We start from the raw sequence: 22156 nt of genomic DNA, 5'->3' as shown, positions 1-22156 counted from the left end.
TACCTACATTCTGTCGCGGAAAATTTTAACTGCCGCCCTTTTTAAGCAAAAAAGGCATGAAAGCGGCAAATAGCGGCTCAGTTCCTTATTTTGAGCATTTTCTCACCATCGATGTAAACGACTCTGGTTTTATGGTTTGACCGAGGGTTTTTCCATCGTTCACGCCGCTTTTGTGCACCATAAATGCCTTTTTTTTCACCAAATCCAAGTGAGAAAAAATTTCATTAATCATAAGCCAATTTTTTTGTCGCCCATTGACTATGCTTATAGTTTGGGTGCGAAAAGTCAGAAGACGCGCAGTTTTATCAGAAAAACGGGTTAAGGCATTAAATCCATTTATTGATCTTGATCATGTCCAATACATTAAATGGATTACATGATTACAATGTCGGATTTTGATACTTTTGTTTAAATTTTTTCATAAAATTATGTCCTTAATCAAAGGAAGCAGATATGTCAGTACTTCCCGACCGTCAGGTGATTAATCAAATTATTTCCGGCCATTACGCCGATCCTTTTTCCGTTTTGGGTATGCACCAAACCGCACAGGGTGTGCAGGTTTGTGCGCTATTGCCAGATGCTAAAGAAGTCTGGTTGGTTGACAGTAAAACTGGGCGTCATCTTGCTCAATTTACCTGCGAAGACCCGCGTGGTTTTTTTATTGCCAAACTGCCGCGCCGTAAAAACCTATTTCGTTATCAATTAGCGGTGACCTGGGCAAAAAGCACTCAACTCATTGATGATCCTTATCGATTTGGTACGTTGTTGCAGGATATTGATGCCTGGCTACTGGCTGAAGGTACCCATCTACGTCCTTATGAACGTTTAGGCGCACATTTGATGAGCCTTGATGGGGTTCCGGGCGTGAGCTTTGCCGTTTGGGCACCCAATGCCAAGCGAGTCTCTGTTGTCGGTGAGTTTAACTTTTGGGATGGTCGCCGCCATCCGATGCGGCTAAGGCGTGAAAATGGCATTTGGGAGCTATTCTTGCCCGGTGTTCAGGCGGGGCAACAGTATAAGTTTGAAATAATCGACAGCAATGGTCACGTACGGTTAAAAGCAGACCCTTATGCCTTTGAAGCTCAGATGCGGCCAGAAACGGCGTCATTAATTAGCCCGTTGCCTGATGTGGTGGAAAATACCCCTAAACGGCAAAAAGCCAATGACTTGCGTTCACCCGTTTCTATCTATGAAGTGCATCTTGGTTCATGGCGTCGTCATGCTGAGAGTAACTTTTGGCTCAGTTACAGTGAATTAGCTGACCAACTGGTTGAATACGTCAAATACATGGGGTTTACCCATGTGGAATTGTTGCCGATTAGTGAGCATCCGTTTGATGGTAGTTGGGGTTATCAGCCGCTGGGACTGTATGCGCCGACCCGTCGTTTTGGCACACCGCAGGATTTCAAAGAGTTCGTCGCCAAATTCCATGAAGCAGGTATTAACGTCATTCTTGACTGGGTTCCCGGCCATTTCCCTAGTGATGAACATGGTTTATCGACTTTCGATGGCACCGCCTTATATGAATATGCCGATCCGCGTGAAGGTTACCATCAGGACTGGAATACCCTAATTTACAACTATGGCCGTAACGAAGTCCGTAACTATCTGGCTGGCAATGCATTTTATTGGATGGAACGTTTTGGTATCGATGCCTTGCGCATTGATGCTGTCGCCTCAATGATTTACCGCGATTACAGCCGTGCTGAAGGGCAATGGGTACCGAACTATTACGGTGGGCGAGAAAATCTGGAGGCTATCGCCTTCCTGCGTTACACCAACCATACCATCGGTGTTGAGCGCACTGGTGGCGTGACGATGGCTGAGGAGTCCACCGATTTTCCGGGGGTAACATTGCCACCGGAAGAGGGCGGATTGGGCTTTAACTACAAGTGGAATATGGGCTGGATGCATGACACGCTCAATTACATGCAATGTGACCCTGTTCACCGCAAATATCATCATAATTTAATGACTTTCGGTATGTTATACGCCTATACCGAGAACTTTATTTTGCCGATTTCTCACGATGAAGTGGTTCATGGCAAGCGCTCGATACTCGATCGCATGCCGGGAGACGCATGGCAAAAATTTGCTAATCTCCGTGCCTATTACGCCTTTATGTGGGCACACCCTGGCAAGAAGTTGCTGTTTATGGGATGTGAGTTTGCCCAAGGCCGCGAGTGGAACTTCGATAGCAGTTTAGATTGGCATTTACTGGATGATGAAAATGGTTGGCACAAAGGGGTACAGCGGCTGGTGCGCGACCTTAACCATTGCTATCAGAAACATGCGCCATTATACGAGTTGGATTACCAACCTGAAGGTTTTGAATGGCTGGTGGTTGATGACCATGAAAACTCGGTCTTTGCCTTCCTGCGCCGTGATGCAAAAGGTAACGAGCTGATTGCTATCAGTAATTTCACGCCAGTCCCGCGTTATAACTACCGTGTGGGTATTCCACATGGCGGGCATTATCGTGAAGTTCTGAACTCTGATTCAGCGTTTTATCGTGGCAGTAATCTGGGCAACCAAGGCGGAATTCAGAGCCATCCTGTCGGCAGCCATAATCACGGCCACTCCTTGCTGCTGACCTTACCGCCGCTGGCGACTATTTACTTGTTGCGGGAGGGGTAATGGCCCGTTTGACCAGTGGCTCCCCGACACCAGCTGGTGCTCATTTTGATGGGGCCGGGATAAATTTTACGCTATTTTCGGCCAATGCAGAGCAGGTCGAACTGTGCCTGTTTGATGACAACAACCAAGAGTTGCGCATCCCATTACCTGCCCGTAATGGGGATATCTGGCATGGTTATTTGCCCGGAGGAAAGCCAGGGCAGCGCTATGGTTACCGAGTTAGTGGGCCATTTGATCCGCAACAAGGGCATCGTTTTAATCCTAATAAGTTACTAATCGACCCCTGCGCTCATGCGTTAGACCATAAGGTGGGGGATGACCCAAGTTTGAATGGTGGGATTAACCAGCCTGATGAGCAGGACACTGCTGCAATAGTGCCTAAATGTATTGTGGTTCACGAACAATACGACTGGCAGGGTGATCGTTCACCGGCTATTCCTTGGGGCAATACTGTTATTTATGAAGCCCATGTCCGCGGCTTAACCCAATTACACCCAGACATTCCTGCTGACTTGCGCGGTACCTATGCGGGTCTGGCCCATCCGGCCATGATCAGCTATTTGAAAAAGCTGGGCATTACCACGCTGGAATTGCTACCGGTGCAATTTCATGTTGATGAACCGCGCTTACAGAAGATGGGATTGAGTAATTACTGGGGCTATAACGTATTGGCCCCTTATGCCGTTGATCCGGACTATGCCTCTGGTCGTGAGGGCATCTCTCCCTTACGAGAATTGCGAGATGCGGTTAAGGCGCTGCATAAAGCGGGTATTGAGGTGATTCTGGATGTGGTGTTCAACCACAGTGCAGAGCTGGATGTTTTTGGCCCGACTCTGTGCCAGCGTGGGATCGACAATGCCAGCTATTACTGGCTTACCCCCGAAGGTGAATACGACAATATGACCGGTTGCGGCAATACGCTGCGGCTCAGTCAGCCCTACGTGATGCAGTGGGTCATTGAATGTTTACGCCATTGGGTGGATAGCTGCCACATTGATGGTTTCCGTTTTGATTTGGGCACCGTCTTGGGTCGCACTCCGGCTTTTGATCAACACGCCCCTTTTTTTGCCGCACTCGCGGCCGATGAGCGACTCAGTACCTGCAAAATGATTGCGGAACCTTGGGATGTTGGCCTGGGGGGCTACCAACTGGGTAATTTCCCTACCGGGTTCAGTGAGTGGAATGATCAGTATCGCGATGCGATGCGCCGCTTTTGGCTGCGAGGTGATTTACCGCTGGGGCAATTTGCTCAGCACTTTGCGGCATCAAGCGGCCTGTTTGAACAACGTGATCGTTCTCCTTCTGCCAGTATCAATCAAATTACCGCTCACGATGGTTTTACTTTGCTGGATTTACTGTGTTTTAACCAAAAACACAATCAAATCAATGGTGAAGAAAATCGTGATGGTAGCGATAACAATCTTAGTAATAATTTTGGTAGTGAAGGTTTGGTGGCGGATGAAGCTATCTGGCAACAGCGCAAAGCTTGCCAGCGGGCATTACTTACCACCTTGTTACTCTCACAGGGAACGCCGATGTTACTGGCTGGTGATGAGCATGGTCATAGCCAGCAAGGCAACAACAATGCGTATTGTCAAAATAACATCCTCACTTGGCTCGATTGGCGGAGCGCAGACACTTCATTGATGGAGTTTACTGCTGAACTTATTCGGTTACGCCAGCAAATCCCCGCCCTGATTAAAGACACATGGTGGCGGGAAGGTGATGGCAATGTGCAATGGTTGGATTGTCAGGGGCAAGCGCTGAGTGTTACAGCTTGGGAGCAGGGCTGTCAGAAACAACTACAAATCCTGTTATCTCAGCGCTGGTTGGTCGCCATTAATGCGACAGACCAAAAATGTGAAATGCATTTACCTGTGGGGGAATGGGTAATGATTCCTCCTTTTGAGCCGTCAGAGCGTACGGAACCGTTAACCGTGTGGAACGGACCCGCCTATGCCGTTTGCGTGCTCGCACAGAAAACTTAAGGAGTATTCATGGTTAAGTATGAAAACAAAGACCCGCTGATGTTAGCCAGATTATTACCGAATCAATCTGTAGCACTGATTTTGGCGGGAGGTCGCGGTACACGGCTGAAAGGCCTGACGGATAAGCGGGCGAAACCTGCGGTACATTTTGGTGGTAAATACCGCATTATCGATTTTGCCCTGTCTAATTGTCTGAACTCCGGTATCCGTCGTATTGGTGTCATTACCCAGTACCAATCTCATACTCTGGTTCAGCATATTCAACGTGGCTGGTCATTCCTCAATGAGGAGATGAACGAATTTGTTGATTTACTGCCCGCCCAGCAGCGCAGTAGTTCTGAGCAGTGGTACAGAGGCACGGCAGATGCGGTTTATCAGAATCTGGACATTATTCGCCGCTATAACGCCAAATATATTGTCATTCTGGCTGGTGATCACATTTACAAAATGGATTACTCGCGCATGTTAATTGACCATGTGGAGAGAGAGGGTGAATGTACCGTTGCTTGTATTCCGGTGCCGATTAAAGAAGCCAGTGAGTTTGGTGTCATGGAAGTAGATGAAAATTATCAGATAACTGCTTTCTTTGAAAAACCTGAGGATCCTCCGGCGATGCCAGAACGCCCGGATATGGCTCTGGCGAGTATGGGTATCTATATTTTCAATGTCGATTATTTGTTTAAATTATTAGAAGAAGACCGCAACTCGCCTGAATCCAGCCATGATTTCGGTAAAGATTTAATACCGAAACTCACTGAGCAAGGCGTGGCTTATGCGCATCCGTTTGATCTCTCCTGTGTGACATCTAATCAAGAATTGCCACCTTATTGGCGTGATGTGGGGACGTTAGACGCTTACTGGCGAACTAACCTTGATTTAGCCTCGGTGACACCTGAACTGGATATGTATGACCGCGATTGGCCAATTCGCACCCATATGGAGCCATTGCCTCCCGCCAAATTTGTGCAGGACCGCTCTGGTAGTCATGGTATGACCATGAACTCGCTAGTGTCTGGTGGTTGCATTGTTTCAGGTTCGGTAGTGGTGCATTCAGTGTTATTCCCGAGGGTTCGGGTGAATTCGTTCTGTACTATTGATTCCTCGGTGTTATTGCCAGATGTTCATATTGGGCGCTCATGTCGTTTACGCCGTTGCATTATTGACCGGGCTTGTCATATACCTGAAGGGATGGTTATTGGGGAAAACGCGGATGAAGACAGTGCCCGTTTTTACCGTTCAGAGGGCGGGGTGGTGTTAGTCACCCGCGAGATGCTGGCGAAGTTGGCAGCAAAATAGGGCAATTTTATTTGTCCCTTTAAACTTGGCCAGTGCTCAAAATCCTCACGTACCACGTGTACGCTCCGGTTTTGGGCACTGACCGCCTCCAAATTGGCCGCAATAATAACGCTCATTTGGGTCACTTTTAGTGAAAACCAGATGGATGACCAGGAGTGATAATGCGGGTCTTACACGTGTGTTCCGAGCTGTTCCCCTTATTAAAAACCGGAGGATTAGCTGACGTTGTTGGTGCTTTACCTGCCGCGCAAATTGCGGAGGGGGCCGATGTTAGGGTCATGCTACCCGGTTTCCCTGATTTGCGCCGTGGTATCACCGACACAGTGCTAGTCAGGGAGATTGATACCTTTGCTGGCCGTGTCTCTTTGCGTTTTGGGCATTATCAAGGAATTGGCATTTATCTGATTGATGCACCGGGCCTTTATGATCGTGCCGGTAGCCCATATCACGATCAATCTTTGCACTCCTACGCCGATAACTATCGCCGTTTTGCACTATTGGGGTGGATGGCTTGTGAGCTGGCCTGTGGGCTTGATGGTTACTGGCGTCCAGATGTGGTGCATGCCCATGACTGGCATGCTGGGCTGGCCTGTGCGTATCTTGCCGCACGTGGCCGACCTGCGCGATCAGTATTTACCGTCCATAATTTGGCTTATCAGGGATTATTTTCCGGCAAGCATTTGGCTGAGTTGCAACTGCCTGCGGCATTCTTTCAAATGTACGGATTGGAATTCTATGGTCAAATTTCCTATCTGAAAGCCGGGCTATTCTTTGCTGACCATGTCACTACGGTCAGCCCGACTTATGCCAAGGAAATTACTCAACCCGCTTTTGGCTACGGAATGGAGGGGTTACTGCAAGAGCGAGCCAGCCAAGGGCGATTGACGGGTATCCTCAATGGTGTCGATAGTGACATTTGGGATCCACAGACTGACACCTTGCTGCATGCCTGTTATGACGCAGAGAACCTACAAAAGAAAGCGGTGAATAAAGTGCACCTGCAAACCACTATGGGGTTGGAGGTGACGGAAAAGAAACCTGTTTTTGCTGTCGTTAGCCGGTTAACAGAGCAAAAAGGGTTGGATTTAGTGCTGGAGGCTTTGCCCGAATTACTGCAATTGGGCGGGCAACTGGCGGTACTGGGGGCCGGGGATGCCATTCTACAAGAGGAGTTTTTGGCCGCTGCGGCAGACTACTCCGGTCAGGTTGGGGTACAAATTGGCTATCACGAGGCATTTTCTCACCGAATTATTGCCGGTGCCGATGTGATCCTGGTGCCAAGCCGTTTTGAACCTTGTGGGTTAACACAGTTGTATGGTTTGAAGTATGGCACTTTGCCGCTGGTCCGGCGTACGGGCGGGTTGGCAGATACCGTGGTGGATTGCGCGCTGGAAAATCTGGCAGATGGCAGCGCCTCGGGGTTTGTGTTTGATGAATGCGATGCGCAGGCATTGGTGCGGGCGATCCGCCGCGCTTTTGTGCTGTGGAGCCGGCCAAAACATTGGCGCCACGTTCAGCGCCACGCGATGGGGTTGGACTTCGGTTGGCAAGTAGCAGCGGCAGAATATCTGTCACTTTATCGGCGTCTTTAATTGAATTGCTGATTTGTTGTAACCACGAATTGGGAAAACCGCTATGACATCACCGTTCAGTTATACCTCTCCCGTAGTCAGTGTGGATGCGCTGAAACACTCTATCGCCTACAAATTGATGTTTATTGTTGGCAAAGATCCTTCTATTGCGACTCAGCATGATTGGCTGAATGCGACGCTATTTGCCGTGCGAGACCGGATGGTCGAACGTTGGCTGCGCTCTAATCGCGCGCAATTATCACAAGATGTCCGGCAGGTTTATTATCTGTCGATGGAATTTTTATTGGGAAGAACGTTATCTAATGCATTGTTATCGATGGGGATTTATGAAGATATCGAGCAGGCATTGGATGAAATGGGCCTTAATCTGTCTGAATTGCTGCAAGAGGAAAACGACCCCGGCTTAGGCAATGGTGGGTTAGGGCGCTTGGCGGCCTGTTTCCTGGATTCACTGGCAACTTTGGCCCTGCCGGGCCGTGGCTATGGTATCCGCTACGAATATGGCATGTTCAGCCAGAAAATAGTCAATGGCCAACAGATGGAGTCGCCTGATAACTGGCTGGAATACGGCAATGCGTGGGAATTCCCACGGCACAATACTCGCTATAAAGTGCGCTTTGGTGGGCGTATTCAGCAGGAGGGCAGTAAAATCCGTTGGCTGGAAACCGAAGAAATTCTTGCTTGTGCTTATGATCAAATAATTCCTGGTTTTGATACAGATGCGACTAATACATTGCGCTTATGGTCTGCGCAGGCCAGTAATGAAATCAATTTGGGTAAATTCAATCAGGGCGATTACTTTGCTGCGGTTGAAGATAAAAACCATTCAGAAAATGTATCGCGGGTACTGTACCCCGATGACTCGACCTATTCCGGGCGTGAATTGCGTTTGCGACAAGAGTACTTTTTGGTTTCCGCGACGGTGCAGGATATCCTCAGCCGCCATTGGACCATGCACCAGACGTTTGATAATCTGGCCGATAAGATTGCTATTCACCTGAATGATACCCACCCGGTACTCTCTATTCCTGAAATGATGCGCTTGTTGATTGATGAGCATAAGTTTAGCTGGATGGATGCCTGGGATGTGGTGCAGCAAGTTTTCTCCTACACCAACCACACGCTGATGAGCGAAGCCCTGGAAACCTGGCCAATTGATATGATCGGCAAGATCCTGCCACGGCATCTGCAAATTATCTTTGATATCAATGATCATTTCCTCAAGCTGGTGCAGGAACAGTATCCCAATGAACCTGACTTGCTGTCGCGGGTGTCGATCATTGATGAAAATAATGGCCGACGGGTGCGAATGGCATGGCTCGCGGTAATTGCCAGCCATAAAGTTAACGGTGTTTCTGCCCTGCATTCTGAACTGATGGTGCAGTCGCTGTTTGCTGATTTTTCCCGCATCTTCCCTAATCGTTTCTGTAATAAAACCAATGGGGTAACTCCACGGCGCTGGTTGGGGTTGGCTAACCGGCCACTGGCAACGGTATTGGATGAGACTATCGGCCATAACTGGCGGACTAACTTGGATCAGTTGAGTGAGCTGGAAAAAAATCTCGACTATCCGAGCTTCTTACAAGCGCTGCAAAAAGCCAAATTGGAGAACAAAAAACGGCTGGCGACCTATATTGCTGAAAAGCTAAATATTGTGGTGAACCCTGCGGCGCTGTTTGATGTGCAAATCAAACGTATCCATGAGTACAAACGGCAATTGCTGAATGTGCTGCATGTCATCACCCGCTATAACCGCATTCTTGAAGCTCCAGATGAAAAATGGGTGCCACGAGTGGTGATTTTTGCCGGTAAAGCCGCTTCCGCCTATTATAATGCCAAACAAATCATTCGGCTGATCAATGACGTAGCTAAGGTGATCAACAATGATCCGCGGATTAATAATCTGCTGAAAGTGGTGTTTATCCCCAACTACAGTGTCAGTCTGGCGCAGTTGATCATTCCTGCGGCGGATCTCTCCGAACAGATCTCACTGGCAGGTACCGAGGCTTCAGGTACCAGTAATATGAAGTTTGCACTGAATGGGGCACTGACTATTGGCACCTTGGATGGGGCGAATGTCGAGATCCTTGAGCACGTGGGTGAAGAGAATATCTTTATCTTCGGTAACACCACCGAGCAGGTCGAGGCATTGCGCAAAAGTGGTTATAACCCACGGAAATATTACGACGACGATCCAGAATTGCATCTGGTATTGACGCAGATTGCGACCGGAGCTTTTAGCCCAGAAGAGCCCAATCGTTATAGCAGTCTGTTTGATTCACTCGTCAATCTGGGGGATCACTATCAATTGCTGGCTGATTATCGCAGCTATGTGGATACCCAAGAGCAAGTCGATACGCTATATCGCCACCCAGATGAGTGGACGCGCAAAACCTTACTCAATATTGCCAATATGGGGTATTTCTCTTCAGACCGGACCATCGAAGAGTATGCAAATGAGATTTGGCATATTAAGCCTATCCGACTGTAATAAAAACGAGTCTTGAGCCAAGAAAAACCCCCTCTCAGAGGGGGTTTTTAGTTGAAGAGCTAAACGCAGTATTATCAGGAAACCAGTGAAAGAGTCTGTTGTTTCTCAGCTTGTGCTGCTGCCAGCCACTGAGCAACACGTTGTTTTTGCGCCTCATCTAAGGTCATACCCAGTTTGGTACGACGCCAAATGGCATCATCAAGCTCAACAACCCACTCTTTTTCGACCAAATAGCGTAATTCAGCTTCATACAGGCCATGGCCGAAGTGTTCACCTAAACTCTCAATGCTGGTGGCATTAGCTAAAATAACTTCGCTGTGGCTGCCATAGGTACGGGTATAGCGACGTGCCAGAGCTTCTGGTAACCAGTTATAACGATGGCGCAACTGCACGGTATAGTTGTCGCGGCTGCCACCAATATCTCCGCCCGGTAACGAGCCGGTTTTCGTCCACGCTGGGCCGACATTCGGATAATAACCCGACAGTTTCTCCAATGCGTGCTCTGCCAGTTTGCGGTAGGTGGTCAGCTTGCCGCCAAACACGGACAGCAGTGGCGCTTTACCGCCTTCATCGGCGACATCCAGGGTGTAGTCGCGGGTAACCGCTTGCGGTGAATCTGACTCATCATCACACAGCGGACGCACACCAGAGTATGTCCAGACGATATCGTCACGGCCCAGCTGCTTTTTAAAGTGGTCGTTATACACCTTCAGCAGATAATCAATTTCTTGATCGTCAATTTTCACATCTTTCGGGTCACCGTGATATTCCACGTCGGTGGTGCCGATGATGGAGTATTCATCCAACCACGGAATGACGAAGACAATACGGTGGTCTTCATTTTGAAGAATATAAGCTTGTGGCTGATTGTGAACCCGTGGGACGACAATATGGCTGCCTTTAATCAGACGAATACCATATGGCGATTTTAGCTTCAGGCCATCATCGAAGAACTGTTTAACCCATGGGCCGGTAGCATTGACCAAGCCTTTGGCTCGCCAGGTAAAGGTTTTGCCGGTATTTACATCAACGGCTTCAACCATCCATAAACCTTGTTCACGCCATGCGCGGGTGACCTTGGTACGAGTACGGACTTCACCGCCACGCTCAACCACTTCTTGAGCATTTAATACCACTAAACGAGCATCATCTACCCAGCAGTCAGAATATTCGAAACCGCGCACTAGTTCTGGTTTCAATACGGACTCAGGACCAAAACGCAGCCCTTTACTGGCTGGCAGGCTGGTACGTTTGCCGAGGTGGTCGTATAAGAATAAACCAGTACGAATCATCCAGGCCGGGCGTAAATGGGGCTGATGAGGTAGGCGAAAACGCATTGGGAAGGCGATATGCGGTGCCAGTTTCAGCAAGACTTCACGTTCCGCGAGCGCTTCGCTCACCAGACGGAATTCATAATGTTCCAGATAGCGCAAGCCACCGTGGATAAGTTTGGAGCTAGCGGAAGACGTAGCACAGGCCAAGTCTTGCGCTTCCAGCAGCAGAACGGACAGGCCACGCCCTGCAGCATCTGCCGCGATGCCAGCACCATTAATGCCGCCACCGATCACGATCAAGTCTTTGGTTTCCATGCTTACTCCCTTAGGATGTTCGAAACAGCTCTTTAATGTTCGTTTTCGCTCATGATTGTAATCAAAAACCAACAAACAAGCCAAGAGTTAACCAAAAAAAAACATTCCCCCGTGATGGAGGTAACAGTTTTGTTATCAGGATGTGGGGGATTTAGATTGGAATTAGTGAATGGTTCGGTTGTTAAAGCTCCGAGCTTGCTTAACCGCTGATGAACCAACCGCCAAAGGGTGTGTGAGCGAACACCCTTGTGGAATCCCGCGCTTGCGCGAAATATTGCCCTGCGGGTAAACCTCCTGCGTCTTTCGGGCTTAACGAGCCAGCGCGATGGGCATCCTTGCCCGCGCGCGTCCATGCCCGCTCACTCTACCCTCCATCCTTGTCGGCAATATTCCTGATTGCGCTCAACGTCAAAAGCCAATTCAAAATCCTATTTTTAGGTTTTGAAGTTTAAAAGCACATTTGAGCTGCCGAGTGAAGAATGAAGGTAGGACGCGAGGTATGGATGCCGAGCGAGGGCCGCTTGAACATGGATGCGAATCGGCCCGGTCCGTTAGTAAAATGATGAATCGAGGGCACCCACGCAGTGGGCAAGCGATACGTGCGAAGCGCGGGATTCCACAAAGGGGCCGCCGCCCCCTTTGGCGGTTGGTTCATCGGAGGTTAAGTGAGCCGAGAAGTTCTGACAACCGAACCGGATCAACCATTCGAGTATCAACCGATAACAATAATCTGAACTTTACTAATATGAAAACTAAAGCCTCAGCAAAGCTCTAATTGAACGTCATGCTGCTCAATAATTTTCATCACACTGGCAGGCGGCATCTGATCGGTAAACAGATAGTCGATCAAATTCATATTCCCCAGATTCACCATCGCGTTACGGCCAAATTTGGAATGGTCGGTTACCAACATCACACAACGGGAGTTTTCGATAATCGCCCGTTTGGTCCGCACTTCATGGTAATCAAACTCCAGTAGAGAGCCGTCCATGTCGATACCGCTGATACCCAAGATGCCGTAATCAAGACGGAATTGAGAAATAAAATCCAGTGTGGCTTCGCCAATAATCCCGCCATCGCGGGTACGCACTTCACCACCGGCCAAAATCAGTCGGAAATCCTCTTTTGCCGTGAGCAAGGTGGCAACGTTTAGATTGTTAGTGACCACTCGCAGACCTTTATGATTCATAAGGGCGTGAGCAACCGCTTCTGGCGTGGTGCCGATATCAATAAATAATGTCGCGCCATCGGGGATCTGGCTGGCAACGCGCTGGGCAATACGCGCTTTTTCTTCCGACCACATCACTTTACGATCGTGATAAGCCGCATTGACTGAGCTGGAAGGTAATGCTGCCCCACCATGATGACGGTGAATTTTATTTTGATCCGCCAAATCATTCAAATCGCGCCGAATGGTTTGCGGGCTAACGGCAAAATGTTCCACTAGCTCTTCAGTACTGACATAACCCTGCTGGCGTACCAATTCAATAATCGCATCATGTCGCTGCGTTTGCTTCACGGTAATCCCCTAATGCGCCTGGTTGTTCCAGGCAGTTATTGTGTGGTTTTTGCGCTATTACGCGTATCCCAAAATGCCATCAGTAGCCCAATAATCAGACCTGAAATATGCGCTGCATTGGCAATCGACAGACCTAAAATATCGAAATATCCGGCAACCAGCCAGAGAACAGAGAAAACCATCAAACCACGAGGCAGTGAGATACCGCGCTCGGGCGCGCGTTCGCCGGTCAGCCAGACGTAGCCCATTAGGGCATATACCACACCAGAAAGACCGCCGAAATTCACACCGCTAAACAGCGATTGCCCCCAGCCGCTAAATAAGGCGGATACAATAGTTAATACCAGCAATTTGCCGGTGCCAAGTCGTTTTTCCATCTGCCCGGCGAGATACCACCACCACATCAGATTAAACAGGATATGCAGCAGTGAAAAGTGCAATAAAGCATGGCTGACCCAACGCCATATTTGCAGATACTGACTACTATCACGCGGCCACGCCAACCAAGACATCACCGCCGCATCGCCGACGATTTGCATCAGAATATAGATAGCAATGCACAGCACCATGACACTCAGAGTTAATGGCCCAGCTTGACTACGAATAGTTTGGAGGTAGGAAAAGCGCTGGTAAGGCAAATTAGAGTGCAGATTGCCCGATTGCCAACTGGCCGCCTGATAGCGTGGATTGAGAGGATCCAGTAAAAACTGCTCTAATTCGTGTTGCACCAAGGACAATTGCTCGTCATCAGCGAGCCAAATCTCAGCTCCCTGAGAATCAGGCCGAACCTCCAGTGCCACATGACGGGTGGCCATATAGTCAACAAAGGCCTGCGCCAGACGTAGATTAGATATTGCGATTACACGAATCATATTTTTTATTACCGCCTATGCCTATCATCTTTCAAGTTGCAGTTGTATTAGCTGTTCTCGGTGACTCGAATCACAGACTGGTGTCAGTTCAAAGGGGATGTACGCTTGCTGCCTTCCCGCAACTTTAATGACTTTGGCTATAGATATTCTGAATGCGACCAAAGTGCTTAAAAATATCATAATTTGTTTCTTCGTTACGCATGACTGCCCATAAACCAACAATAAATCTCAGGCATTTTCACGAATGATTTCTTGTGGATAGTTTTTAGCCCATGCTTCAAAACCGCCATCAATACTGTAAACCGCCTCAAAACCCTGCTGAAGTAGGTATTGTGCCGCACCTTTGCTGCTGTTTCCGTGATAACACATCACCATCACCGGTTGTTCAAAATCGGTTTGCTGCATAAAGGTATGCAAACTGCTATTGGTCAGATGGAACGCCTCGGGTGCGTGGCCTGCCTCGTAACTTTGTGGATCGCGGATATCCACTAAAACCGCCTGATTTTCTTTCAAACGGGTATGTGCTTGCTCGACGCTAATTGTTTCAAACTGCTCCATATTTTTTTGCCTTGATGCAGGTGAGTCATATTTATACGTCATTGTATGCGATTTCTGGCTAATAAAAACCAACAAGTTACATAGGGTTATGCCCATCACATTCAATGTTTCTATTTTATAAGTTCAGGGGCTTTTCAAAAGAATTTCCAGGCGTGAGCGGTAATGCTATATAAAATAGGCTAAGAGGTATTTATTATGAGTGACATAACAACAGGGTATTTCTCCAATCATAAGTTAAATGTTAATGACTTGAATTCTCTTCAAAATAGCCCTGAGCTTTTTAAGCCTCAATTGACTGTTAAAGAGGCCATTATAGATTTCTTAAGGAAGTTACTATTTCTTGATACAAAGAGTAACGCACTATCTGAATTGAATAATTATATGTATGAAAATCATTTCGTGCATAGTCCAATCGAAATATTAACTATTTTTGAGAGGCTACTTCCTGAAGATCTGAAAGATAACATTACCTTTTCCTTTCATTCTGTGAATGATAAAAATAGACTGAATAGTATAGAAATACAATATCATGATAAAGTATTAACGTTAGAATATGATAATTATTGGCTAACAAAGTATGATGAAAAGATAATAAATGAATCAGAGTTTAATATTATTATGTTTTCTAATGAAAATAACATTAATTATTGTGGAAATAGTACAAATCAACCAAAGCCCAGTGGTGAAGTGATGGGCTATTATGATGATGTGAATAAAAATATAAGAGAAGATTTTTTTCATGTTCAAATAGCTAATAGGGTTTCTGAAAAATTAAATTTAACTGGAGCTATTACTGGTAAATTACATGCCGAAATTATTTATGATAATAAAGATGAGATTATTAAATTAGATCGGTTTGTTTTAACTGATGGCGAAAATTTATGCTTAGAGATACCATTGCGTGCCGGTGATGACATAATAATTAAAAAAATTCTCAAAGGATCTGTCTTGGTTGAGAGTAGCTATACATGCTGTCCATACAAAAGTATGTTGGACCAACTAAAAAATATTGATGAAAGCTTAATCAGGTTGACTGATAAAAAACAAGATAAATTTTCAGAAGAGAAAATAAAACACATCAATATAATAATTGAAAGTTTAAAAAACTTAAAATTATCTATTGAAATTAACAATATAGTTAGAAATATAGACACCAATGTTACTATTAAAGCACACAGTATTGAACATTGTATAATAATGACTCTCGCATCAGCAATGGATATTGAATCCGGGAATTTTAGTGCCCTAGAAGAAAGTGATAAAATAGTGGAAATAAAGAAAAAAATAGAATTAATCAAGTGGAGTATAATAAATAAAAACACCAACCATCCTGAAAGAGAAAATGAACATATTACGTATGCAAATTTATTTATTGAGAGGCTGCATAAAAAAATGAATACGTTGAGTGATGTTCAGAGAGAAAAAAACAACAATGTAATGATTAATGTCGAAAGTCTTTTAGCATATCTCACCCGAAGTCAAGATAACGTGAGTGATGCAAAAATTCACTTAGAAAAAACCACAGAAAATGAGAATGAAAATAAAAATGATATAGTGGATATACCAGAGCTTCTGATCCAGGAAGATAAGGCGAAAATATCTCATGGCTTATATAATCTCAGAAACTACCTGGATGAAGAACATGAAATAACACGAGGCTCAGAAGTTTATTTATTGAGCGAGATTGAAGCAATACTGTTTTCATGTCAAAGCAATACTGCCATTAATATAAAAGGTTATGAAACTTCAAAGGCGGCAGATAAATTATACAGCTTAGAAGCTGAGCGTTTAATACCCAGTGATAACCTTTATGATTATCGTGAGGCTAATAAATGTTTGTACACGGAAATTATTGCATCACTTAATTTATCGCATGATGATTCAGATGTATTTATCGATAAAACAGTAATTTTTCTAGATAAAATATATAAAATGAAAACGGATTTCTTCCGAGAGTATGTCAATATTTTCTGGGCGGAAAAAATGATAAAACATGAGGATACTCTCAATGAGTTTAGGCTTTTTTTAAGCAAGGTTGAAATGGATGAAAATTTGAATCTTACTGATGCCGAAAGAATAGAATGGGCCATAACAGCTAACCAAAGATTACTCAGTGAGGTAGATAAAGTATATCGAATATATAACTAAAAAACGGGGCACTTAAGCCCCATTAAATATACCCCATCATTTGTAATAACCGCTGTGCTTGCTGCACGGCTTCTTGCCGATGGGCAACCCCCAGTTTTTGATACAAATTACGGATATGCGTTTTAATAGTGGTGGCGGCCACCTCTAGTTCGCCAGCGATTTGATCATTACTGTAGCCAGAGTAAATCAGCCCCAACACTTGCCATTCGCGTTGGGTGAGCGGGCTGGTGCGGATAAGCTCTGGCACTTGTGGGTGAGTGAGCAACTTATCGACGAATATCTCATCAAAATGAGCGAACTTGTGCCGATGATGCTGATTAATGTCTTTTAGGATCCGCTGGGCACGATGCTGTTCCAGTTCGGGTAACGCATTTAGCTGAATTAGTTGCCGCAATTGTTGCGCCATCGCTTCACCTTCAATCACAAAGTGGCTGATAAAACCGGTGCGATTGGCTAATGACAATGACTCAATCAGTGCTTTTTGAGCCTCACTCTTACGTTCGGTTTGCCAGTAAAGAATGTTACTTAACAATAAATTACGATTAAGATCGCTGGTCAAGCGTAAGCGACGGGCATTTTCATTAAGTTCTTCCAGCACCACTTCTGCTTCATTATATCGGCCCAGCATAATTTGTATCCGGGCGATATTGCGCCACTGGCCCTGCAAGAAGTGGTTATCAGCCATGCCCGGTTTTTCTGCCTGACGTAGCCAGTTGGCGGCTGCGACTTTATCTCCGGTCATTTGCCAGTGAATAACCCGAGGTTTATCGGCATTGGTTATCCAGTCGAGATGATATTGACTGCCGTGTTGCAGTGCCTCGCAGCGCTGAATATACATATTGGCGTTATCCAGATCTCCACGGGCCAGCGAACATTTTGCCAACATCGCCAGACACTGCAATTGCTGCTGTGGCTGGTAGTTAACCAGAATTTCGATACCTTTACGTGCTGCTTCTTCAGCCTCGTCTAGCCGCGACCACGACCATAGGATTTGAGAGCGAATACGCAGTAAAAACTCATGCATTGGCAGCTGCTCAAGATGCTGTTCATGAATCAGATCAAAGGCTTTATCTTGTGTCTCATAGGCGGCTTGTAGGAATCCTTGCGCAATGAGAATCTCGCTTTGTTGCAATAATGCCCATAACGCATAGTGATAGGCTTCGTGGCGGCGCGCCATTTGCTCCGTTTGTTGCATCATCGGTAGCGCCCGGCTGAGCTCTCCTTTGCAATGGTGAACTTCACCAGTCACCGAGGTGGCCACAATCCGGCTGTAAAAATTCGCCATCGGCAGGTACTTCAGCGCCTCTGTTGCCAGTTTTTCGGCTTCATCCGGCTTACCAGCATTAATAGCAACCTGGGCGCGCAGTGCATCGAATTCCGCCCGCAAAATCTCATCGATAGGAATTTTTCGCTCCTGCATCGCTGATTCTGCGCGCTCTAGCAGAGTATTGACCTCGCCATAGCGGTGTTGGCTTTGTGCCAACCAGGCCTGTAGCAAGGCCAGTTCAGGGTTCTGTACCAATAGGGAATAGGGCAGGGCGACTAGGCATTGTTCCAGTAGCGCCAACTCACTGTGATTAAATAGCGTCCAGGCATGTTGCAGCAAAATATCACGCAGCATGCCGACATCACCCGCCGCTAGTGCGTGGTGGATAGCTTCAGCGGGATAACCCAATGCCATCCAGCCCTCAGCTGCTGCATGGTGTAATTCCGGTAGTTCCAGTGCCAGTTCCCATTGGCAGCGTTGGCGCAGGAAAGTGGCAAATAATGGATGGAAACAGAACCATTCGCCACTGTCATCCATACGATGAATAAATAGCCCTTGTCGCTCTAACTCTTCCAGTCGCTGTTGACCATTATCTTCACCCGTCAGGCGCACAATCAGAGCATCATTCATCGAGCGTAATACCGAGCAGCGCAACAGGAAGGCGCGATAATCACTATCAACCTGATCCAACACTTCATCGACCAGATAATCTGACAAATGGCTGGCATTCAGCCCTGCCAGACGTTTTGCCGATTTTTGTGCCGACGAGTTGGGCTGACGCGAGGAGAGCGCAATCAATTGCAGGGCGGTTGCCCAGCCCTCAACCTCATCACACAGGCGGCTGCTATCCCCTTGTTCCAGCGGCACAGACAGACGGCAGTCGAAGAATTGCTGCGCTTCTTGATGATTAAATGCCAGTTGCTGCATCCCTAACTCTAACAGTTGGTCGCGCACTCGCAGGTTAGCAATACCCAATGGTGGCAAGGTGCGAGACAGCAGGATTAGCGTTAAATTTTCCGGCTGATGGCGCAGGAAAAAACGCATAGCTTCATGAATGGCATCATTGGTAATCAGATGAAAATCATCAATGACGAGATAAAGTGGGCCATGCCAATCGGAAAGCTCAATAAATAATTGCGCAAACAGCGCAGAAAGGCTGGCGTATTGATGTTTTTGGCTAAGAGCTTCACTTTTAATGCAATGGCCGCCGGTCGCCAATTGTATGGCGGCAATCAGATAGGTCGCAAAACGCTCTGGCTGATTATCACTTTCATCCAGAGAGTACCAGCCGAGATTTGATTGATCTGCGGCCCACTGAGCGATTAAGGTTGTTTTGCCGTACCCAGCCGGGCAATTTATTAATGTCAGACGATAGTTTGCGACACCTGATAACTTAACTAATAAACGGTCGCGTATCACGGTATTTTGCAGCCGTACCGGGCGGCTCAGTTTTGATGGAATCAGCATGCAGTGTCCGGTATAAAAGAGATCCGGTGAGAAGACGTCCTGACGATTGACATGTCCATTTGTAGTGAAATGTTACAGGCATTCATAAGAGTAATTATTTTTAGCCTCGTAATTAATCAGCACTGCTAAGGTCTGACAACGGCCATATTATTGCAATAGAGTTAATGTTTCCTATGGCTGTAAGTTGCACCGGATCACAATTTTAGCTACGCCCTGCGACTCATCCCCAGCTAATCCCCTAGCAGGATGATGCTCTTGTCAGTTCTCATTGGCAGGATAAGGGTAAAATTACCCCACTCACAGGATAGAGACTTCCCTATGTCACAGCCTATGCTTAAAAAGGACGATTTTCTTGCCGCCCTGACCCGCCAGTGGCAGCGCTTTGGCTTAACCTCCGCTCAGCAAATGACCCAACACCAATGGTGGGAAGCGGTCAGCGCAGCTTTAGCCGAGCAGTTGTCGGCTCAGCCAGCACCCGGTAAAGCCAAAAAAATACAGCGTCATGTTAACTACATTTCGATGGAGTTTTTAATTGGTCGTTTAACGGCAAATAACCTGATTAACCTGGGTTGGTATGACCAAGTGGAGGCTCTGTTAGCTGAGCAGCAAGTTAATCTAAGTGACCTGTTAGAGCAGGAAACCGACCCGGCATTGGGCAATGGTGGCCTAGGGCGTCTTGCAGCCTGTTTCCTGGATTCAATGGCAACAGTTGAGCAACCGGCCACGGGTTATGGTCTGAATTATCAATACGGCTTGTTCCGCCAATCTTTCAGTGAATGTAAACAGCAAGAAGCGCCAGACAACTGGCAGCGCGAAAGTTACCCGTGGTTTCGCCACAATGCCGCGCTGGCGGTAGATGTTGGTTTTGGTGGCAAACTGGAGAAACAAGCTGATGGCCGCCAGTTATGGCGTCCGGATTTTACTATTCGCGGTGAAGCTTGGGATTTACCCGTATTGGGCTTTCGCAATGGTGTCACGCAACCTTTGCGTTTATGGCAAGCCACCCATCAACATCCATTTGATTTAACTGACTTTAATGACGGTAAATTCCTGCTTGCAGAGAAAAATGGCGTTGAAGCAGAAAAGCTAACCAAAGTGTTGTATCCGAATGACAATCATCTGGCCGGTAAGCGTCTGCGCCTGATGCAGCAATATTTTCAGTGCGCTTGTTCTGTTGCCGACATCTTACGTAAGCATCATCTGGCGGGCCGTAAGCTGGCAGAGTTGCCAGACTACGAAGTGATTCAGCTAAATGATACTCACCCAACTATCGCTATTCCTGAAATGCTGCGGGTGCTGCTGGATGAGCATCAACTGGATTGGGATGCCGCTTGGGCCATTACCAGTAAAACTTTTGCTTATACGAACCATACCCTGATGCCAGAAGCCCTTGAGTGCTGGGATGAAAAACTGGTACGCAGCCTGCTGCCACGCCATTTTGTCATCATCAAGCAGATCAATGCGCAGTTTAAGAAGCTGGTCGATAAGCAATGGCCGGGGAATGACGAGGTATGGGCTAAGCTGGCAGTACACCATAACAAGCAAGTGCGAATGGCCAATTTGTGTGTGGTCAGCGGCTTTGCTGTCAACGGTGTTGCACAGTTGCACTCAGATCTGGTTATCAAAGATCTGTTCCCTGAATACTATCAATTATGGCCAAATAAATTCCACAATGTTACTAATGGCATTACCCCGCGCCGCTGGTTGAAACAATGTAACCCGGCACTTTCTACTTTGATTGATGAAACTTTAAAAGTGGAATGGGCGAATAATTTAGATGCATTAGCCGGGCTTGAGTCTTTTGTTGAAGATAAGGGTTTTTGCCAACGCTATCAGCAGATTAAATATGACAACAAAGTTAAGCTCGCTGAATATGTCAAACGTGTTATGGGGATCACCATTAACCCGAATGCCATCTTTGATGTGCAGATTAAGCGGCTGCATGAATATAAGCGCCAGCATCTAAATCTGCTGCATATTCTTTCGTTGTATCGCCAGATTCGTGACAATCCGCAGTTGGATATTGCACCACGTGTATTCTTGTTTGGTGCGAAAGCAGCGCCGGGTTACTATTTAGCCAAGAATATTATTTATGCAATTAATCAGGCTGCAGAGAAGATCAATAACGATCCGATCGTGAAAGATCGTCTGAAGGTGGTCTTTATCCCTGACTACCGTGTTTCGGTTGCGGAACTGATGATCCCTGCGGCAGATGTATCCGAGCAGATTTCAACCGCCGGTAAAGAAGCCTCTGGTACCGGTAACATGAAATTGGCACTGAATGGCGCATTGACGGTAGGTACTCTAGACGGTGCTAACGTCGAAATTGCCGAGCAAGTGGGTGACGAGAATATCTTTATTTTCGGCAACACGGTTGAGCAAGTAAAAGCTATTCTGGCGAAAGGTTATAAGCCACAAAAATACCTGAAAACTGATGCACACCTGAAAAGTATTCTGGATGAGTTAGCCAGTGGCGCGTTCAGCAATGGCGACAAACATGCCTTTGACATGATGCTGCATAGCTTACTCGAAGGGGGGGACCCTTATCTGGTACTGGCTGATTTTGCTTCATATTGTCAGGCACAGAAACAAATCGATGCCCTGTACCGCGATAAAGACGAATGGACCCGCCGTGCCATTCTTAACACTGCACGGGTAGGAATGTTCAGTTCTGACCGTTCAATTCGTGATTACCAACAGCGAATCTGGCAAGCCAAACGTTAAGGAGAAGA

General features: G+C 46.8%; 12 protein-coding genes. 7 read left to right on the top strand and 5 right to left on the bottom strand.

Annotated elements, in window-relative coordinates; translation table 11 throughout:
- Window positions 1–453: 453 nt before the first annotated feature.
- From glgB to glgP, 5 genes are all read left to right on the top strand, one after another.
- Entirely contained in the window at window positions 454–2637 is a 2184-nt protein-coding gene (gene glgB / locus DJ58_RS10015; protein ID WP_004709401.1) for a 1,4-alpha-glucan branching protein GlgB, read from the top strand.
- Entirely contained in the window at window positions 2637–4625 is a 1989-nt protein-coding gene (gene glgX, locus DJ58_RS10020) for a glycogen debranching protein GlgX (RefSeq protein ID WP_032911102.1), read from the top strand. The genes glgB and glgX overlap by 1 nt, the downstream gene beginning before the upstream one ends.
- A 9-nt stretch (window positions 4626–4634) precedes the next feature.
- Window positions 4635–5921, top strand: a complete 1287-nt coding sequence (gene glgC / locus DJ58_RS10025; protein WP_004709398.1) for a glucose-1-phosphate adenylyltransferase — start codon at window positions 4635–4637, stop codon at window positions 5919–5921.
- A gap of 161 nt (window positions 5922–6082) precedes the next feature.
- Complete coding sequence (gene glgA, locus DJ58_RS10030) at window positions 6083–7513, top strand: glycogen synthase GlgA (RefSeq protein WP_032911101.1); 1431 nt, start codon at window positions 6083–6085, stop codon at window positions 7511–7513.
- A gap of 43 nt (window positions 7514–7556) precedes the next feature.
- Window positions 7557–10004, top strand: a complete 2448-nt coding sequence (gene glgP / locus DJ58_RS10035; protein WP_004709396.1) for a glycogen phosphorylase — start codon at window positions 7557–7559, stop codon at window positions 10002–10004.
- A 74-nt stretch (window positions 10005–10078) separates the two neighbouring features.
- On the opposite strand, the gene glpD is transcribed toward glgP, so the two are convergent.
- From glpD to glpE, 4 genes are all read right to left on the bottom strand, one after another.
- A complete protein-coding gene (glpD, locus tag DJ58_RS10040; RefSeq protein WP_004709393.1) occupies window positions 10079–11593 on the bottom strand; it encodes a glycerol-3-phosphate dehydrogenase in 1515 nt (504 codons plus the stop codon).
- A 760-nt stretch (window positions 11594–12353) separates the two neighbouring features.
- Entirely contained in the window at window positions 12354–13112 is a 759-nt protein-coding gene (locus tag DJ58_RS10045) for a DeoR/GlpR family transcriptional regulator (RefSeq protein ID WP_004709392.1), read from the bottom strand.
- Between the two features lie 35 nt (window positions 13113–13147).
- Window positions 13148–13984, bottom strand: a complete 837-nt coding sequence (gene glpG / locus DJ58_RS10050) for a rhomboid family intramembrane serine protease GlpG (RefSeq protein ID WP_004709391.1) — start codon at window positions 13982–13984, stop codon at window positions 13148–13150.
- 228 nt (window positions 13985–14212) lie between these two features.
- Complete coding sequence (gene glpE / locus DJ58_RS10055) at window positions 14213–14542, bottom strand: thiosulfate sulfurtransferase GlpE (protein ID WP_004709390.1); 330 nt, start codon at window positions 14540–14542, stop codon at window positions 14213–14215.
- Window positions 14543–14737: 195 nt separating this feature from the next.
- Here glpE and DJ58_RS10060 point away from each other — a divergent pair, with 195 nt between their 5' ends.
- A complete protein-coding gene (locus DJ58_RS10060) occupies window positions 14738–16690 on the top strand; it encodes a hypothetical protein (protein ID WP_032913245.1) in 1953 nt (650 codons plus the stop codon).
- Window positions 16691–16712: 22 nt separating this feature from the next.
- On the opposite strand, the gene malT is transcribed toward DJ58_RS10060, so the two are convergent.
- Window positions 16713–19424 (bottom strand): HTH-type transcriptional regulator MalT, encoded by a 2712-nt coding sequence (gene malT, locus DJ58_RS10065; RefSeq protein WP_004709383.1) that lies wholly within the window; start codon window positions 19422–19424, stop codon window positions 16713–16715.
- 318 nt (window positions 19425–19742) lie between these two features.
- Between malT and malP the strand changes: the two genes are divergently transcribed.
- Window positions 19743–22148, top strand: coding sequence for a maltodextrin phosphorylase (gene malP, locus DJ58_RS10070; RefSeq protein ID WP_032911100.1), 2406 nt, complete (start codon window positions 19743–19745; stop codon window positions 22146–22148).
- Window positions 22149–22156: the final 8 nt, after the last annotated feature.

The sequence above is a fragment of the Yersinia frederiksenii ATCC 33641 genome, from assembly GCF_000754805.1.
Taxonomy (GTDB): domain Bacteria; phylum Pseudomonadota; class Gammaproteobacteria; order Enterobacterales; family Enterobacteriaceae; genus Yersinia; species Yersinia frederiksenii.
Note: the sequence above shows the minus strand (reverse complement) of the source record. Positions and strands in the feature narration are given on the sequence as shown.

What these genes read in the sequence shown, in the direction of transcription:
- glgB (WP_004709401.1), top strand. Translation starts at nt 454, where the DNA reads ATGTCAGTACTTCCCGACCGTCAGGTGATTAATCAAATTATTTCCGGC.
- glgX (WP_032911102.1), top strand. Translation starts at nt 2,637, where the DNA reads ATGGCCCGTTTGACCAGTGGCTCCCCGACACCAGCTGGTGCTCATTTT.
- glgC (WP_004709398.1), top strand. Translation starts at nt 4,635, where the DNA reads ATGGTTAAGTATGAAAACAAAGACCCGCTGATGTTAGCCAGATTATTA.
- glgA (WP_032911101.1), top strand. Translation starts at nt 6,083, where the DNA reads ATGCGGGTCTTACACGTGTGTTCCGAGCTGTTCCCCTTATTAAAAACC.
- glgP (WP_004709396.1), top strand. Translation starts at nt 7,557, where the DNA reads ATGACATCACCGTTCAGTTATACCTCTCCCGTAGTCAGTGTGGATGCG.
- glpD (WP_004709393.1), bottom strand. Translation starts at nt 11,593, where the DNA reads ATGGAAACCAAAGACTTGATCGTGATCGGTGGCGGCATTAATGGTGCT.
- glpG (WP_004709391.1), bottom strand. Translation starts at nt 13,984, where the DNA reads ATGATTCGTGTAATCGCAATATCTAATCTACGTCTGGCGCAGGCCTTT.
- glpE (WP_004709390.1), bottom strand. Translation starts at nt 14,542, where the DNA reads ATGGAGCAGTTTGAAACAATTAGCGTCGAGCAAGCACATACCCGTTTG.
- DJ58_RS10060 (WP_032913245.1), top strand. Translation starts at nt 14,738, where the DNA reads ATGAGTGACATAACAACAGGGTATTTCTCCAATCATAAGTTAAATGTT.
- malT (WP_004709383.1), bottom strand. Translation starts at nt 19,424, where the DNA reads ATGCTGATTCCATCAAAACTGAGCCGCCCGGTACGGCTGCAAAATACC.
- malP (WP_032911100.1), top strand. Translation starts at nt 19,743, where the DNA reads ATGTCACAGCCTATGCTTAAAAAGGACGATTTTCTTGCCGCCCTGACC.